Below are 14,906 nucleotides of genomic sequence, written 5' to 3'. Positions count from 1 at the left end.
GCGTTATCAATACTGCTAATTATCTCAAATAAACTTAAACCAATAACAATGAGGATTATTTCAAATAAAGCCATGTTACAAAATAATATTACAATATTTATAAATATATTGGTGGGATTGGCTCTGTAGAAAATCTCGGCATAGCCTCGGTTTTGGTGCCGTGATTATCTCACTTGTTTATAACAAGGAAAAAATTCCCATTGTAATTTCCTTTTTTCTCACTCATTAATTTGAAGGATAATCACCAGCATGGCACCAAAAACTACATTTTCTACAGAGCCCTTAAAGGCGTAATATTTATAAGCACAAATAATGTTGATAATGTATGAAGCTTTGGCAGAAAGAGTATACCCTAGATCAAGCTGTTGAACAATTCACTGTTGGTGATGATTATATTCTTGACAAAGAATTAGTATTTTGGGATTGTCTAGGAAGTATTGCACATGCTAAAATGCTTAAGAAAATAGGTATTTTAACAAGCCACGAGTTTGATCAGCTCCATAGAGAATTGATTACTTTAGCGCATCTTGGCAGCGAAGGAAAAGTTGAGATAACACGCGAACAGGAAGATGTTCATACTGCTATTGAACAGCAATTAACCAAAAAATTGGATCAGTTAGGTAAAAAGATCCATACTGCCCGCTCGCGCAATGACCAAGTTCTTGTTGACATCAGATTATACTCAAAACATATGCTTTTGCAGATTGAAGAAGAAATTCTTGGATTGTGTGAAACATTATTTGCTCTGACTGAACAATACCAGGAAGTTCCTGTTGTCGGTTACACCCATATGCAAAAGGCAATGCCTTCTTCAATAGGATTGTTCTTTGGTGCAGTGCTTGAAAGTATGTTAGATAATTTAATCTTGTTTAAAGCTGCCTATGTATTAAACAATCAATCACCTTTAGGAAGCGCTGCTGGCTATGGAGTAAATTTTTCCATCAATAGAGAATTTGTTGCAGAGAGTTTAGGGTTTGCCAAAGTGCAAAACAATGTGATGTACGTGCAAAATGGAAGAGCAAAATTAGAAGCTAATATTATTTTTGCCCTCTCCCAAGTCATGCATGACTTGGGGAAATTAAGCAATGATTTATTACTCTTTAGCATGCCTGAATTTGGCTATGTAAGTCTGCCTGAAAAGTTCTGCACTGGCTCAAGCATTATGCCGCAAAAGAAAAATCCTGATGTTCTTGAATTAACGCGGGCAAAAGCATCTTTGCTGCAAGGGCACCTTGTTCAAATGATCAGTTTAATGAGCAAATTACCGTCAGGATATAATCGTGACTTGCAACTTTCTAAGAAGATACTGATTGACGCATTTATAACTACAAAAGAATCAATATTTATTATGAATCACCTTTTAAAAGAAATTAAAATAGATGCTGACGCGTGTGTGAAATCATTAACTAAAGAAGTTTTTGCAACTGATTATGCCAATGATTTAGTTAAAAGCGGCGTGCCATTCAGAGAAGCATATCAGACAACAGCAGCAATGATTCAGAAAATAAAAATAACAGATCCTAAACGGAATATTATGGGCAAGACTCATACAGGCGCCCCAGGCAATTTAGGACTGCGTAAAATACGCCATGCGCTTGATGAACAAATAAAAATAGTACAGACAGAAAAAAAGAGATTTGAAAAGAGTATTGAGAAACTTCTATAGTTTATGGTAACAACAATTCAAGTCCATGAAAATACGTTAGAACTGCTTAAAAAAATAAAGGAAGAAGCAGATGCACATTCTTATGATGAAGCTATTACCAAGTATTGAGAACTTTGCAAAATTATGGTTACTGCCTATTTTGTGAGCATTTTCGAAATACTTATCGGGCAATTTTCGGAGTTCCAGAGAGAAAATTGCTTTGTTTAACAAAGGTCTCAATGCGAACTGGCAGTAACCCGAGCTTTGCGAGTATTTTGCAAAGTTCTCTATTATCTTAAACATGTGATCAAGGGCAAATCAGTGGCAGGAATCTTGGGTAAAAAATCTTCTGGAATTAGAAAAGCCAAAATAAATAAGTACGTATTAAGTCTTTTTCAGGTTTAGCGCCAGTTCAGCTTTGAATGTGATTAAACATTGGATTTTTCTCTCTGGCACTCCGAAAAATCCTCAATGCGCTAAATCTTAGAGCTTCACAAAAGTAGGCGCTAAACCACAGACTTAATACGTACATTAAATAAGATATCTTTTTATACTTCTTTTATTATCTTCACATAATGGCAGTAACTTTAGATGCAGTGTTAGGTGATAGTAGAAAATATTATGAAGGAAGAGTGGTGCGCGTAAGATGCAGCCATGCTGATGGCTGGAAAGAGATAGATCGTTTTAAACAGCATTACTTACAGCAGTACCATGAGTTATTATTAGATGCCATTTATGACACAGCGCTTCCAAGAGAATTGCGTTTTGAAGCATGGAGATTTTATTCTTGTTTGCTTCACCGTAATGAAACAGATGCAAGTGAATTAACTGCTGAGGATATGAACCATATGTTCTATTTTCAAAATAGAGTTCAACAGCAGTACGCATTATTAGGTAGAATCAAGAGATATTCATTTGAGAGAGAAACACCTCGTGGACCATTGTTGCGTGGCGAAAGGGTAGAACATGGTAAGATAGGCGATCTCGACGTAATTATAGTTCCACCTCAGGATCAACTTCCTCAAGAGGATAATGTCGTTGAACTTATTTATACAGACAAGGAAAAGTAATTTAAACGTTAGATGATTTCTTTCTAATTATGGACAGCATACGATTAAATAATATGGTTTTTCAATGTCATATTGGGTTAGAAGAACAAGAACGAGAAAATTTACAGCCAATCAGTATTACCGTCGATCTCTATTTAGATTTAGAACGTGCAGGTACAACAAATAATATCAATGATACTGTTGATTACACCCAAGTATATGAATGTATTCAACAAGCAGTTATTGCTGGTGAGTTTAGCTTATTAGAGGGCTTGGCTGAAGATATTGCACATATCCTTCTCCAAAAATTCAGAATACAAAAAGTAAGAGTAATTGCAACAAAAAAACCTGCTGATTTAGTCAAACAACAGATTGAATCAGTAACTGTTGATATTATAAGAGAGCAGAAATCTTCCGGAATTTCTGAAATGATTTAAAAATAAAAAATAAATTTGCGTAAATCTTCCGGTGAAACCAAAACTGCTTCGATTCTTCTAGAAAAGTTTCTGAAAATTGACCATATGGTTTTATTAAGGAGTTCATACATTAAAAAGTATATGATGTTTATGAAAATATTTTGGATAGTGCTTATATCTGCACCAGTAGCTCATTATATAGTTAAGAAATTAACTCACGATGAAGATAAAGCCAATAATGCAGGTGCATTTTTCGGCGTAGTAGCGATGGCTTTTTTAATCGTATCTATTGCAACAAAAGATCCTGTTTTTGAACCAATTGGGATTCCTGCTGGTTATGAATGGGTTATTGGCATCGGGGGAGGGGTTGGACTTTTATGGAAATATGTTCATAAACCACTTTATGACCAAGTACAATCAATGGATAAACGTTTAGTTCATGTAGAAGGACAGCTTTCAGGTATAAAGGATGATATTTCATTAATTAAACATAAATTACTTGGTTAATTCTATTCTCTTTGTCTTCATTGCAGAATCTATTAATTCTTGAATATTAAACTTTGTTTCTTCCGGTTCAATAATTTCTAATCGTGATTTTGTAGCTGGATGTTTTGGCCCAAGCACAGAACACATTTCTGGCCCAATAGAATCATTATAAGTATTTATTTTACGCGCAATAGCAATGGTTTCATTCTTCGTATTAGTCAACAACGGCCGTAAAATAACCATTTTTACTGCTTGTGAAATAACGGTCATATTCTCTAAAGTTTGCGATCCAACTTGCCCAAGGGAATCACCAGTAATTAGATAAGAACAACCTTCTTCTTTGGCAATAATCTCTGCAATTCTTAACATTAATCTTCGGGTAGTTATATAGAAAAATCTGTCAGTACAGATTTTTCGAATAACAGCTTCTTCATTGCCAATAGTAATGGTGATAGAGTTTTTGATGCCAATTGTTTTTGCTAATTTATTTGACTTTATTTCAGGGGCATTATCAGTAAATGGTTCTAAAGAGAAATGTAACGCAATAACCTCTATTCCTTGTTGTTGCATTAAATAACCAGCTACCGGACTGTCAATCCCGCCAGATAATAAAAGGAGCGCTTTGGTCATAATAGGAAGAACAGGGATAGGATTTATAAGGATGGTGGTCTATTTGGGGATAGATGGAATAACACCAAATGGAATAAGTTTAATTGAAGTTGAGAAAGATGTAGCTGTGTTGAAAAACGATGTTAGTTATATTAAAGAAGAACTGAATAGAGAATTTACTGCAGTTAAAGATGATTTAACCATTATTAAACAGAAACTATTAGCTAAATTTTAATAAATAACAAGTGTTTTCCCTTAATATGAACCACGAACAAAAATTCTTTGATAAAATTTGGCAGAACGTAGGCAAATGGGAAAACCAAGGCGGCTCTTATAGGACTAAAGTTCCTGACAAGATAGTAGATGAGTTTATAGATTTTCTTAAAGAAATCAATGTGAAAAAAGGCTCTGTTTTAGACATTGGCTGCGGTGGAGGACGGCATGTTCTTGCTTTCTCAAAAAGAAGTTATCAAGTAACAGGTATTGATTATGCACCTGTTGCAATAGCATTAGCAGAGCAATTATGCAAAGAACAAAAAGTACAGGCAATCTTGCAAACAGCTGATATTCTTAAATTTAAAATAACGCAGCCATTTAGAATAATTCTAGATATGGGATGTTTGCATCATTTACGCAAACAATATTGGAACAGATTTCGTGATCAGATTTATCGCTTGCTAAGTAATGAAGGGTATTTTTGTCTCGTTGCTTTAAGCAGTGAATGCACTGGCATTCGAGGGTACAGCAAAGGCAATGATAAAACATATGTTCTTGATAATGGGCATTACACAAAATTCTTTTCAGACAAAGAATTGTTGCTTTTATTCGAACCTTATTTTAACATTGAAAAAATGTTTAAAGTCAATCGAGGGAAAAGTAAGGTGTTTTGGGTTGTATATATGAAGAAGAGATAATTTAGTTATGGAAAACCACAGTATGACTTATTAATTTACCCATTTCATAAATAAATTTTGCAGAGAAAAATCGTTCTTGATCTAACCACTTCAAAAATATTTTGTCGCCATCCCATAGATTAAGGTTCAATAGTTCACTATCATCTATCCATTGCAGGTTGCCTTCTGTTGAATCAATAATTTCACCTTGAAATTCATTGGCGACAAAAACAAAAACACGCCACTCATCGTTTCCATCAAATGCTGGAAATGTTAAAACGCCTTTCATAGAAGGATTTTTCAGCGTTAAACCACATTCCTCTTTGACTTCACGAATTACACATTCCTCTGGAGTTTCTCCCTGTTCTAATTTTCCACCTAAACCATTCCATTTATCTCTATGCATGTCATTTTCCTTTTTGACACGATGCATCATCAACGTTTTTCCATTCTTTCGAATATAACAAAGAGTTCCCAGTTTCATCCATGAAAATAATAATCATGCATTATATAAATTTTGTTGTCAGCAGGCACAATCCAAAAAATGAGTGATATTGCGAAAATGCCTTCGGCAGCCACGGAAAATCACTAGAAAATGCCTTCGGCAGCCACGGAAAATCACTATTTTCCTAGTTGCGTTCGTTTCACTCAGCAACCACCATCGGCTCGGCTGTAGATGTTTGTTATGGAAGATGCTATCCTCTCTGGAACCTCGGATAGCACTCGATGAAACATGAGAAGAGCCTCGCAAAAAAGATGGTGGCACTTTTCGCAATATCACTTACAAATTGTATTGTGCCGAATTAGATTAGTATATTTAAACTATTTTATATACTATTCTCTATTTCTCTAACATAAATGATATTTGGTGAACTATGTTCCGTGTTACTAACGAAGACTTGCAGGCAATTGTAGAAGGTTTAGATGTTCAAGCTGATGACATTGTTCTTGCTATTTGTGGTTCTGGTGATCAGGCATTAGCTCTGCTTGAGTTTGCCTCGAGAGTAATTGCAGTTGATAACAATAATGAGCAATTGAAGTTTGCACGAAAGAAAATAGATGATCTTGTCGCACTTGATCCTAAGAGATTTGTTCATGAATATTATATAGTTAATGCTCTCCATATGTATGGATTTATTTATTTTTCTGTTGACTATGATTTGATAGAAAGAAATTATGGCTCTGCTAATGTTGAGCGCCTACAACGAATTCGAGATAAAATACCACAGTTAGAGTTAAGATTGGTAAGAGATATTAGTGATGCATTGCCCATTCAAGGATTAACTAAGATTTATCTTTCAAATATTTTATTAGGAGATAAAGATGGATTTGAAGCAGAATGCAGGTATTTAGAAAACTTGGCAAATAATCTTCCTGTTGGGGGGTTAATTTATTATGGATGGGAGGATCCTCTTACAGATGGTTCTGGTGCTGATAAAGAAAGATACTGGCCAAGAAATTTAGTTGTTGATGAAGAATTAACTGCAAAAGCAAGAAAAGAATTTGGAGGAGATCTTACTTCACCAATTGTTTATAGAAAAATACCATAACCTAAAAATAAAAAAAATAACTTAAAACTCTCGCTTAAACAATGCTCGTTCTAAACTGGATTTACCTGATCCTGAACATATCAAGCTGAGCAATGCGCCTAACACAACTAAATGCATAGCATATCCACCATTCATAAAGTTAAATCCATTTGGCAAATGCACTTTAACTATTGCTACTAATATAATCACTGCTAATAACATTGAGAAATATCGCGTAAAAAATCCAACAAGCAATGCAATGCCACCAACAAATTCTACTATTCCTACAACCAGCGCGAAAAACCCTGCTGCTGGAATCCCTAATTTCCCAAACATATCAGTTGTTCCTTCTAACCCACCAAATAATTTCATACTTCCAAAAACTAAAAATAATACACCTAAACTTAACCGCAGAAATAATGGTGCCCATTCTTTACATTCTTTCATAACCGTCCCCTCCTTAGTGATTTAATTATGTATAGATCAATCAGTATCTCTTTGGATATTTAAAGTTAATGCTAAATTGGCTCTGGTGAAAAAGTTAACTTTATAAAGGTAATCACTAGGCTTTGTTACCAGCACGAACGTGGGGGTAACAAAGCCTGGTCAAATGTGCAGGACTTAAGCTCCATGCGAGAAGATATCCTGTCCCGCAGGGGTTCGAGGGTTCGAATCCCTTCCCCCACATTATTTTTCTTTAAAAAATAATGTGGGCTTCATCCAAAAAATGGCTGCCGCCAGGTTAGCGCCTTCGAAACTTTGCATATTTCAATCGCATAAACGGTCACGCTCCGAAGGAGCCGTCCCTCTAACCTCTTTAAACCGGTACTGTAAAGAGTTTCGACTGAGGGCGCTAACCTTATTTTTGGATGAAGCCAATAATGTGATAAACTTTATATAGAAATATCTTGCTAAGAAAAGAGTATATGCTCTTAACCTCACTATTATTGTTTTTGGTATTTTCTTTACTGTTAGTAGTCAGCGGAGGCTATTTAGTTAAATTGATTCTTAAAATTGCTTCTTTTCTCAAACTCAGTGACTTTGTGGTTGCATTTATTATTATGGCATTTTCAACATCAATACCTGAGTTGTTTATAGGTATTAGCTCTGCAATTAAAGGAAATCCTGCATTGTCACTTGGTAATGTCATAGGATCAAACATTGCTGATGTCAGCATCATCATAGGGATTGCAGCATTAGTAAGAAGAGGCGTGCGCACTAAAAATCCCTTTATTAAAAAGGACAGCTTATTCATGTTTTTAATAGCTATGATTCCTATTCTTCTTATGCTCTTTGATAAAACATTATCAAGAATTGATGGAACCATATTAATCATTATTTTTTTATTTTATGTAGGGCATTTATTCAGAGAAAGAAGGCAGATAGAGAATAAATTGGATCAAAAATCCATAAACAACAGAAATAATAATAATAATAATAACCAAAATATTGTCATAACTGTTATCTTATTTGTAGTATGTTTAGGTATTCTTTTTCTCAGCTCACATTTTGTGGTAGAATACGCTACACAACTAGCTATTGATTTATTTTTACCACCGATATTAATAGGATTATTTTTACTTGCACTCGGCACTTCGTTGCCAGAATTAATCTTTGAGATGAGAGCTGTTTTAGCAAGAAAAGGAGACTTAGCGCTCGGCGATGCTATGGGAAGTGTTGTCTGCAATTCAACACTTGTTTTAGGTATAACTGCAATAATTTCTCCGATAACAAATGGTTTTTTGCTCTTTGTAACGAGTGCAATTTTTATGATTTTTATTTTATTTTTGTTCATGGCGCTTATTAAAAGTAAAAAAGGGCTATCAATAAGAGGAGCAATAACATTGATACTGATGTATATTTTCTTTATTCTGTTTGAATTTTATTTTAAATCTAAATATTAAAAATTACTATTTTTAATAAAACCCCAGACTTATTACGTACCAAGAACTTTGGGGAATGTAGTATAATAATGTTCTTTAAAGCCAAGAAATGACTGGTAATTAATTAAAATATCATTAAAGTTTTGTTCGAAATCTTTTGTAATTTGATGCACTTCTTGAATAGTTGCTGCAACAATATGCATCATAATGTCCCAATCGCCTAAAACTTTAACCGCGCGAATTATTTGTGGTTTTGTTGAGATATATTCTTTGAATTTAATTTCATTTTTTGTATTAAACGTTTTTAAGTCAACACAGAGCGTATGCCAATGCAAATTAAGATGCGTTAAGTTAATTATAGAAGCATATTGCCGTATCAGTGAACTTTGTTCCAGCTTTTTCATCCGATAACGGATAATATCTGGTGTTAATTGCGTGAGTTCAGCAATTTTTAATATTGAAGCACCTGCATGTTCAGCTAATGTCGTAATAATTTTAAGATCATGCTCATCTAATGAAGATTTCTCGTTTTGCTGATGTTTCATTAACATCATTTTTTCAGTTGCATATTCTGAGAGAATAGGATAATTAACTGATTTATAACCATAAATAACTTCAAATTTATGTTTTTCAACAATAATATCTGCAAAAGTATTGGTAATCTCAATAACAATAGTATCAAATTCCTGGACATCTTTTGCAATAAGCACCCATTCCAAGTCCCAACGATCACTGTATTCAACAACATTTTTAGTGTTCGGATGCTTTATAAGAAAATCAATTAAATGTTGTTTTTTAGTATCATTGGTTTCATTAATAACCATAAAAATATGATAGGTAAAATAACCCAACATACGCAGGTCTAATGAAGCAGCATACCCTTGAATTATACCCTTTTCTTCCAGTACCTTAATCCTATTATGCACTGCTACTTTTGAAACATATGTTTCTTTGGCTAAAACTGCCAAAGGGGTTCTTGCATCACAAGACAACATAGAGAGTATTTTTAAATCCCTTGTATCGAGCTTTAAAGGGTTAAGTTCTGCTTCATTAAAACGTTGAAATACCATAGCTTCACCGTTAGGTGAAGCTATATATAAATATTACCGTTTATTTAACTAAAATAGTAGTAACTATTAAAAATAGATAGTAATTACTCATTGTTTAAGGATCGTATAATCCTTAAACAATAAAATAACTACTAGCAAGTGATTATTAAACAAAAGGTTTATATATAAGATATTATATGAAAGTCGATGTTGGGGTGTTGTATAATATGACTAACGAACAAGGTCGGCGTCCGGGAAGATTAGAGGATATTGCCCGAAGGGCTGGAAGTGCAGCAGGCAGAGCTAGTCTTCATGCTGGAAAGTGGGCTTTAAAGAGAACTTACCAAGGTGGAAGCTGGTTATGGGGGAAAGCGCTTGGAAGGCTTGTTGATGCTTTTAGTGATACTACACTAGAACGTGGACTTCTTGATGGTGCAAAAATTGGTTTAGACCCATTTGGAGCAGCTGCCAGTTATGCTACCGATGCAAGAAGTATGGGGGGATCTGGTTTACGTGGTATTAATAATATACATGGAAGACTTCATGGCCATTTTACGTTAGAAGATCTTGCTGATCCTAAGTTATTCAATGACGCATTCGAATTTCTGAAATCTAAATATATTGGCGAAGATAATAATAAGCAGTATGTAATAGATGTAGTTGATCTTGACCATGGGAAGAATATTCTAACGTTGCTACCAATAGCTGACCACGATAATAATAGTGTAACCTATAAAGTAGTTAGCGCAGTTGATAGAACGGGAACTCAGATACCAGTTCGAAATGATGCGACAGTTACCTTACGATCAATTGATCAATCACCGTTGTATCGTGGAGTAAGAGCTGGAACTGCTGGAATAGTTGGAGGAGCATCTTTTGCGTATAGTGGATGGATTGCAACTGCTTTCGCAGCAAAAAATATTTATGACCATATCCGTGGTAATCTAAGTAAAGATGGACGTCATTTTAAAGATGGACGTCATTTCTATCATACTCGTGATTCATCTGATCCTTCTGAAGATGGTAAAAGAGGATTTTGGGATGCTATCTACCGTATGGGAGATGTTGTTGGATCAATATATTCACACTTTAAACCAAATAATAGATCATTTAGTGAACGACATCAATGTGGAAAAAATCTTTATAATAATACTTATAGACGCTGGAAACAAGGAACTATTGCAGCAGTGTGTGCTGTTCCAGCTCTTGCAGCGTTAGGATTATCATATTTAGGACTTGATGTTGGAATCGGTACTGCTTATGAAATTGCAGGAGCCGCTGCGGTTGTTACTTCGGTTGCTACTTCAGGACCATATATTATTGGTGGAATAAAAAATAGAATACAAAGCTTACGTCAAGGGCATAAACCAACAATTCATTTTACTGCTGAATTAGAGCAAGCAAGAGCTGAAGCAGATAGAGCATATGTTGGTGGAGGACAAGAAGACGGAGGTCAGAACGTACCTCTTAATCAAGAGGAACCTTTAGATCTTGGTCAAAATGCTGGTGAAGCTGTACGACCACAACCTCAAGAAGGTCAAGAAGGACCTCACCATGATAATAATGGATTAGAAGGAACAGTCCTACCTCCAGGACAAACTCCACAACCTGAACAAACACATGGAACAGTTACCCGTAGAGGGTTTGTTTGGAGAGGAATCGGAGCTTTAGTCGGAGGAACTGCTGGCTGGTTTGCTGGAAATTACGCAGGAAAGAGAATAAAAGACTGGTTCCAACCATTAGAAGATGCTTATCAAATATTAAAAAGTATGACAAAAATAGTTACCCCTGGCGGCTACAAGATTGAAGATTTTCAGGATGTTGTTAAAAAACTTGATGAAAAAGGAAGAGCACAAGGGCATTTAACTCCATTAGAGACTAAGATTATCAATACTTATTATAACATTGTTCAAACATACGAATCTTTCAATGAAGCCAAGTTTACCTTGAAAAATGCTAAGTTAGGTGCACAGGAAGTTTTAGACAGATTTAATGTGTTTATTGGAAAAATTGGAGAGAAAGGAGATGCGTGGAAACAAGACGGAGAATTATTTGACTTCTTAAAAAAAGAAGGAGGTCTTGATGATATAATTACAAAGTATGATCTCTCAGGAATATTAGCAAGACATTTGTTAGGAACTGACGATGATCTTAAAGCACAAGCTGGGAAAACATTGAGAGAAAAAGCAGAACAACTTAACACTTTAACAAGAGATTACCAGAAAGAAATTGAAAAAGTCTACAAAATGCGTGAGGATTATGAGAATTTTATCAAATCTCTCCATGATAAGTATGTCATGAATCCAGATGAAGATTCCAAGAAAAGAGAATCTGCACTTGATTCCATGCTGAAAACTGCTCAAGAGCATAAAGAGGTAAGCTTGTTAGCCAGAGATTTAAGTGATGCAGGAAGAATGAAATTTATTCAGTATCAACCGCAAATAGCAAGTGAAGAAGATACCCATAAGAAAATTATGGATGACGCAAGATCAAAATATGGTTTTGATCCTGATACTAGTTGGATAGTAAGTGCAGGAAGATGGACTGGTGCTGGACTTGGAGCTGTATTAGGGCTTTTAATAGGTAGATCTATTGGCAGAGGACAAAAACCAACACCCTATAACGGATCGTCTGCTGATAGATATAGGGATAGAGTAGAACCTCAAGCAGGTCCTCCTCCACAAGCTTAAAAACTTTTTTATATTTTTATAATAAAAAGTATTAAATATTCCAAAAAATTTAATCTAAATTATAGGAGGTTATATTAGTATGAAAAATCAACCAAAAAAAATGAATAATCAAGAACATAAACTGCAATTCGAACATCTTAGTGAAACCGTTATTTGCAATCATAAAGACAATGTAGTAAAAGTATCTCGCATTCTGCGAGATACCAATTCACGGCATTTATTAGTGTTAAATGACAAAAAACAGCCAACTGGTGTGATTTCAACCGTTGATATTAATAACAGAGTTGTTGCTGAAGAAAAAACTCCAGCTCAACTAACTGCTGCGGATATCATGACAAAAACTATTGTATCCGTACCAGTAACCGTAAGCTTGCCAGAAGCAGTTGAACTTATGGGAAAGAAAAATGTATCATTTTTACCAGTTGTTGATGATAAAGGTTGTTTAGTCGGTGTTTTAGAGTTTAGCAATGTATTAAAAGCAATGGCAAAAATGGAAAAAGAATGTGCTGAAAAGATGAATATAATGCCAAGGTAAATACTATGAGCTTAGAAGGAATATTGCGAGGTCCATTACGTGGATTATTTGGCTGGAAAAATATGGACACCCAACAAGGAGTTTATGACTACTTGGCAAACCAGTCCGATGTCAAAAAATATCTTGAACAAAATCCACAATATAGTAATATTCTTGCACAAAAGATTGCAGAAGCACAAGACAAATATGGCAGCTATCGTCAAAAACGAAGTGGCGGAAAATTCTTAGAAAAAGTATTTGATTATTTAGGGTTAGCAGGAGATGCTTATTTCTTTTACAATCCCATAGGCGGATTAGGGGTAAAATTAATTTCAGTATTAGGCAAGGCAATTTCAGATTTACCTGGATTACTCGGATATTCTGCAAGAACAGGCGATTATATGGGAATTCCTAAATTAGCTGCAGCCAAAGCAGCATCGTATGTGCCAACGGCAAACTTATTAGTTGATTCAAGCTTAGAAGGGATTATTCAAAGAAGAACTGTTGACTATGCTAAACATCAGTTCCTGCGCGAAGTTACTGGCAAAGCATCAATGCTTGATAAAATGGCAGATGCATATCATCGCGGTTATGACCGAGTTAAAGTTGGCGCTGATAAATATGTGTTTAAACCTGTCAGAGAAGCATTTGAGAGAAGATATAATCCACAAGAAGCATATCAAGGAACTTAATTTACCTGCCATTCAATTTGATATTGAAAATAGTTAATACCACTAGATAGTAATAATAAGATATATAAATAACTTGATATATCTACCTTATTATTATTATTATAGTATTGGTGAAGAACATGGGAGAAGAAGATAAAAAATTCAAGGGTCCATTAAAAGGTTTAGATGATTTAGCACGTGAACTTGCTGATCCTTTCTTTCAAAACAGTGAGCCTACAGATCCTCCACATCCAGAAGAAAGACCTATCGAAGGGAATAGATTTCCTACTCCAATTGATCCTGATGATATAGATAGATTTCTTACTCCGATTGATCCTTATATAATGTTAGAAGAAAAAAAGTATAATATAATACTACCCAGAAAAAGAGGAGAAAATTTCCTAATTGATCCTATTCCAAACTATGATAATAATGCTCTTCCACGAGATTTACCTTTACGACCAGGAACAGTCCATAGTGAAATGTATGGTCGAGAAGTTCCTAGAAAATTATACGATGCAGGCATTGAACAACTTCAAAAAGATGTCGGAGAAGCTGTTCTTGCAATGTATGCAAGCAATCAAGTTGCTGACTTAGCAGCTAGAATCCATCCTCTTGCTAGCATTAGATTTACAGGAGCATTGAAAATAAAACCATATTTAGATGCTGTTGATGTTCAAAGATTAGAAGATCAATTTGGATCTTCAAACCCTATAGTTACAACCGTTAGAAGAGCTCAACTAAGGTATACTCTTGCAGAAATGTCGGGTGAGAATAAACCAGAAGATACCTCACCCTATTTTAGTCTTATAATTCATAAACCTAGAAAAAATAAGTAAATAATTCACAAACTCATATAAACAAACTAGCATTTCTTTTAATGCCATGACAAAGAAAGAACAGAAACAACAAGCTCATTCTTGGGCATGGCCAGTTAGAGTAGTAGTAGGAGTACTTGCGGGAGTAATGGCTTTCGGTATAGCAAAATATTTTTTATCTCATTCATCTACGCAAAGATATTCTCAACCAGTTCAGATATATAATCATCAGCCTGTAACGTCAGATGCAGGTTCTTCTTCAGGACTTGAATCAAGGATTACGTTAGAACAAGCGCGTAGAGATTCTTCGTTGCGGCAAATATATATTGACCAGATAGCCGCAGGGATTTCTTTGCCCTATTTAGAAGGAATTGTTTATGATCATGATGGTAGCAAATTACTTGAACAAACCTACCAAGATTTAATTAAACAAGGAGTGGATCAACAAGTGATTACCTTTATTATGACGCAGAGAAAACAACAATTAGGTGATGGATCTTACGCTGCGATGACACCGCATCCACATTTTACCCGAGGAAGAAAAGAATCCAGCACCATTTTTATGGGACGGAGAATTTTCGAAGGTAATGCACACGAGATAGAAGAAGATGTTATTGCAACCGTATATCATGAATCAAGACATGCAGTACAATC

17 protein-coding genes and 1 tRNA gene are annotated in these 14,906 nt (G+C 35.0%); 14 read left to right on the top strand and 4 right to left on the bottom strand.

Annotation, left to right across the window (positions count from 1 at the left end; all coding sequences use genetic code 11):
• The first annotated feature begins 325 nt into the window (after positions 1 to 325).
• The 4 genes from argH to HYY69_07605 all read left to right on the top strand — a co-directional run bounded on the left by argH (position 326) and on the right by HYY69_07605 (position 3,617).
• Complete coding sequence (gene argH, locus HYY69_07620) at positions 326 to 1,666, top strand: argininosuccinate lyase (protein ID MBI3033318.1); 1,341 nt, start codon at positions 326 to 328, stop codon at positions 1,664 to 1,666.
• 554 nt (positions 1,667 to 2,220) lie between these two features.
• Entirely contained in the window at positions 2,221 to 2,715 is a 495-nt protein-coding gene (locus HYY69_07615; protein ID MBI3033317.1) for a hypothetical protein, read from the top strand.
• Positions 2,716 to 2,744: 29 nt separating this feature from the next.
• Complete coding sequence (gene folB / locus HYY69_07610) at positions 2,745 to 3,131, top strand: dihydroneopterin aldolase (protein ID MBI3033316.1); 387 nt, start codon at positions 2,745 to 2,747, stop codon at positions 3,129 to 3,131.
• Between the two features lie 129 nt (positions 3,132 to 3,260).
• Positions 3,261 to 3,617 (top strand): hypothetical protein, encoded by a 357-nt coding sequence (locus tag HYY69_07605; GenBank protein MBI3033315.1) that lies wholly within the window; start codon positions 3,261 to 3,263, stop codon positions 3,615 to 3,617.
• Here HYY69_07605 and HYY69_07600 read toward each other — a convergent pair.
• Positions 3,606 to 4,226 (bottom strand): 7-cyano-7-deazaguanine synthase, encoded by a 621-nt coding sequence (locus HYY69_07600; GenBank protein ID MBI3033314.1) that lies wholly within the window; start codon positions 4,224 to 4,226, stop codon positions 3,606 to 3,608. The genes HYY69_07605 and HYY69_07600 overlap by 12 nt on opposite strands.
• 31 nt (positions 4,227 to 4,257) lie before the next feature.
• Between HYY69_07600 and HYY69_07595 the strand changes: the two genes are divergently transcribed.
• Positions 4,258 to 4,440, top strand: coding sequence for a hypothetical protein (locus HYY69_07595; GenBank protein MBI3033313.1), 183 nt, complete (start codon positions 4,258 to 4,260; stop codon positions 4,438 to 4,440).
• A gap of 25 nt (positions 4,441 to 4,465) precedes the next feature.
• Positions 4,466 to 5,119, top strand: coding sequence for a class I SAM-dependent methyltransferase (locus HYY69_07590; GenBank protein ID MBI3033312.1), 654 nt, complete (start codon positions 4,466 to 4,468; stop codon positions 5,117 to 5,119).
• A 1-nt stretch (position 5,120) separates the two neighbouring features.
• Here the strand turns inward: HYY69_07590 and HYY69_07585 are convergent, their stop codons facing one another.
• Positions 5,121 to 5,582 carry an 8-oxo-dGTP diphosphatase gene (locus HYY69_07585; GenBank protein MBI3033311.1) on the bottom strand — a complete coding sequence of 154 codons (462 nt, stop codon included), beginning with the start codon at positions 5,580 to 5,582 and terminating at the stop codon, positions 5,121 to 5,123.
• A 391-nt stretch (positions 5,583 to 5,973) separates the two neighbouring features.
• On the opposite strand from HYY69_07585, the gene HYY69_07580 reads away from it, so the two are divergent.
• Complete coding sequence (locus tag HYY69_07580; protein ID MBI3033310.1) at positions 5,974 to 6,648, top strand: DUF3419 family protein; 675 nt, start codon at positions 5,974 to 5,976, stop codon at positions 6,646 to 6,648.
• A 21-nt stretch (positions 6,649 to 6,669) separates the two neighbouring features.
• Here the strand turns inward: HYY69_07580 and HYY69_07575 are convergent, their stop codons facing one another.
• Positions 6,670 to 7,074, bottom strand: coding sequence for a DoxX family protein (locus HYY69_07575; GenBank protein MBI3033309.1), 405 nt, complete (start codon positions 7,072 to 7,074; stop codon positions 6,670 to 6,672).
• A 139-nt stretch (positions 7,075 to 7,213) separates the two neighbouring features.
• On the opposite strand from HYY69_07575, the gene HYY69_07570 reads away from it, so the two are divergent.
• Positions 7,214 to 7,314 (top strand) — tRNA-Leu (locus HYY69_07570).
• Positions 7,315 to 7,553: 239 nt separating this feature from the next.
• Positions 7,554 to 8,531, top strand: coding sequence for a sodium:calcium antiporter (locus HYY69_07565; GenBank protein MBI3033308.1), 978 nt, complete (start codon positions 7,554 to 7,556; stop codon positions 8,529 to 8,531).
• A 32-nt stretch (positions 8,532 to 8,563) separates the two neighbouring features.
• Here the strand turns inward: HYY69_07565 and HYY69_07560 are convergent, their stop codons facing one another.
• The gene (locus HYY69_07560; protein MBI3033307.1) at positions 8,564 to 9,580 is read right to left on the bottom strand and encodes an AsnC family transcriptional regulator; all 1,017 of its coding nucleotides are present in this window, start codon (positions 9,578 to 9,580) and stop codon (positions 8,564 to 8,566) included.
• Positions 9,581 to 9,756: 176 nt separating this feature from the next.
• On the opposite strand from HYY69_07560, the gene HYY69_07555 reads away from it, so the two are divergent.
• From HYY69_07555 to HYY69_07535, 5 genes are all read left to right on the top strand, one after another.
• Positions 9,757 to 12,249: a hypothetical protein gene (locus HYY69_07555; GenBank protein ID MBI3033306.1), complete on the top strand. Its 2,493-nt coding sequence runs from the start codon at positions 9,757 to 9,759 to the stop codon at positions 12,247 to 12,249.
• 79 nt (positions 12,250 to 12,328) lie between these two features.
• Positions 12,329 to 12,784 (top strand): CBS domain-containing protein, encoded by a 456-nt coding sequence (locus HYY69_07550; protein ID MBI3033305.1) that lies wholly within the window; start codon positions 12,329 to 12,331, stop codon positions 12,782 to 12,784.
• 5 nt (positions 12,785 to 12,789) lie between these two features.
• Positions 12,790 to 13,455, top strand: coding sequence for a hypothetical protein (locus HYY69_07545; protein MBI3033304.1), 666 nt, complete (start codon positions 12,790 to 12,792; stop codon positions 13,453 to 13,455).
• A gap of 119 nt (positions 13,456 to 13,574) precedes the next feature.
• Positions 13,575 to 14,273: a hypothetical protein gene (locus HYY69_07540; protein ID MBI3033303.1), complete on the top strand. Its 699-nt coding sequence runs from the start codon at positions 13,575 to 13,577 to the stop codon at positions 14,271 to 14,273.
• Positions 14,274 to 14,319: 46 nt separating this feature from the next.
• Positions 14,320 to 14,906 (top strand): hypothetical protein (locus HYY69_07535; protein ID MBI3033302.1); only part of this gene is annotated, 587 nt, incomplete at its 3' end.

This window comes from Candidatus Woesearchaeota archaeon, assembly GCA_016192995.1.
GTDB lineage: Archaea > Nanobdellota > Nanobdellia > Woesearchaeales > DSVV01 > JACPTB01.
The sequence above is the reverse complement of the archived record's forward strand: the minus strand, read 5'-3'. Positions and strand labels throughout refer to the sequence as shown.

Bases quoted from the DNA above. Each gene is read 5' to 3' on its own strand.
- argH (MBI3033318.1), top strand. From the start codon at position 326: ATGAAGCTTTGGCAGAAAGAGTATACCCTAGATCAAGCTGTTGAACAA.
- HYY69_07615 (MBI3033317.1), top strand. From the start codon at position 2,221: ATGGCAGTAACTTTAGATGCAGTGTTAGGTGATAGTAGAAAATATTAT.
- folB (MBI3033316.1), top strand. From the start codon at position 2,745: ATGGACAGCATACGATTAAATAATATGGTTTTTCAATGTCATATTGGG.
- HYY69_07605 (MBI3033315.1), top strand. From the start codon at position 3,261: ATGAAAATATTTTGGATAGTGCTTATATCTGCACCAGTAGCTCATTAT.
- HYY69_07600 (MBI3033314.1), bottom strand. From the start codon at position 4,226: ATGACCAAAGCGCTCCTTTTATTATCTGGCGGGATTGACAGTCCGGTA.
- HYY69_07595 (MBI3033313.1), top strand. From the start codon at position 4,258: ATGGTGGTCTATTTGGGGATAGATGGAATAACACCAAATGGAATAAGT.
- HYY69_07590 (MBI3033312.1), top strand. From the start codon at position 4,466: ATGAACCACGAACAAAAATTCTTTGATAAAATTTGGCAGAACGTAGGC.
- HYY69_07585 (MBI3033311.1), bottom strand. From the start codon at position 5,582: ATGAAACTGGGAACTCTTTGTTATATTCGAAAGAATGGAAAAACGTTG.
- HYY69_07580 (MBI3033310.1), top strand. From the start codon at position 5,974: ATGTTCCGTGTTACTAACGAAGACTTGCAGGCAATTGTAGAAGGTTTA.
- HYY69_07575 (MBI3033309.1), bottom strand. From the start codon at position 7,074: ATGAAAGAATGTAAAGAATGGGCACCATTATTTCTGCGGTTAAGTTTA.
- HYY69_07565 (MBI3033308.1), top strand. From the start codon at position 7,554: ATGCTCTTAACCTCACTATTATTGTTTTTGGTATTTTCTTTACTGTTA.
- HYY69_07560 (MBI3033307.1), bottom strand. From the start codon at position 9,580: ATGGTATTTCAACGTTTTAATGAAGCAGAACTTAACCCTTTAAAGCTC.
- HYY69_07555 (MBI3033306.1), top strand. From the start codon at position 9,757: ATGAAAGTCGATGTTGGGGTGTTGTATAATATGACTAACGAACAAGGT.
- HYY69_07550 (MBI3033305.1), top strand. From the start codon at position 12,329: ATGAAAAATCAACCAAAAAAAATGAATAATCAAGAACATAAACTGCAA.
- HYY69_07545 (MBI3033304.1), top strand. From the start codon at position 12,790: ATGAGCTTAGAAGGAATATTGCGAGGTCCATTACGTGGATTATTTGGC.
- HYY69_07540 (MBI3033303.1), top strand. From the start codon at position 13,575: ATGGGAGAAGAAGATAAAAAATTCAAGGGTCCATTAAAAGGTTTAGAT.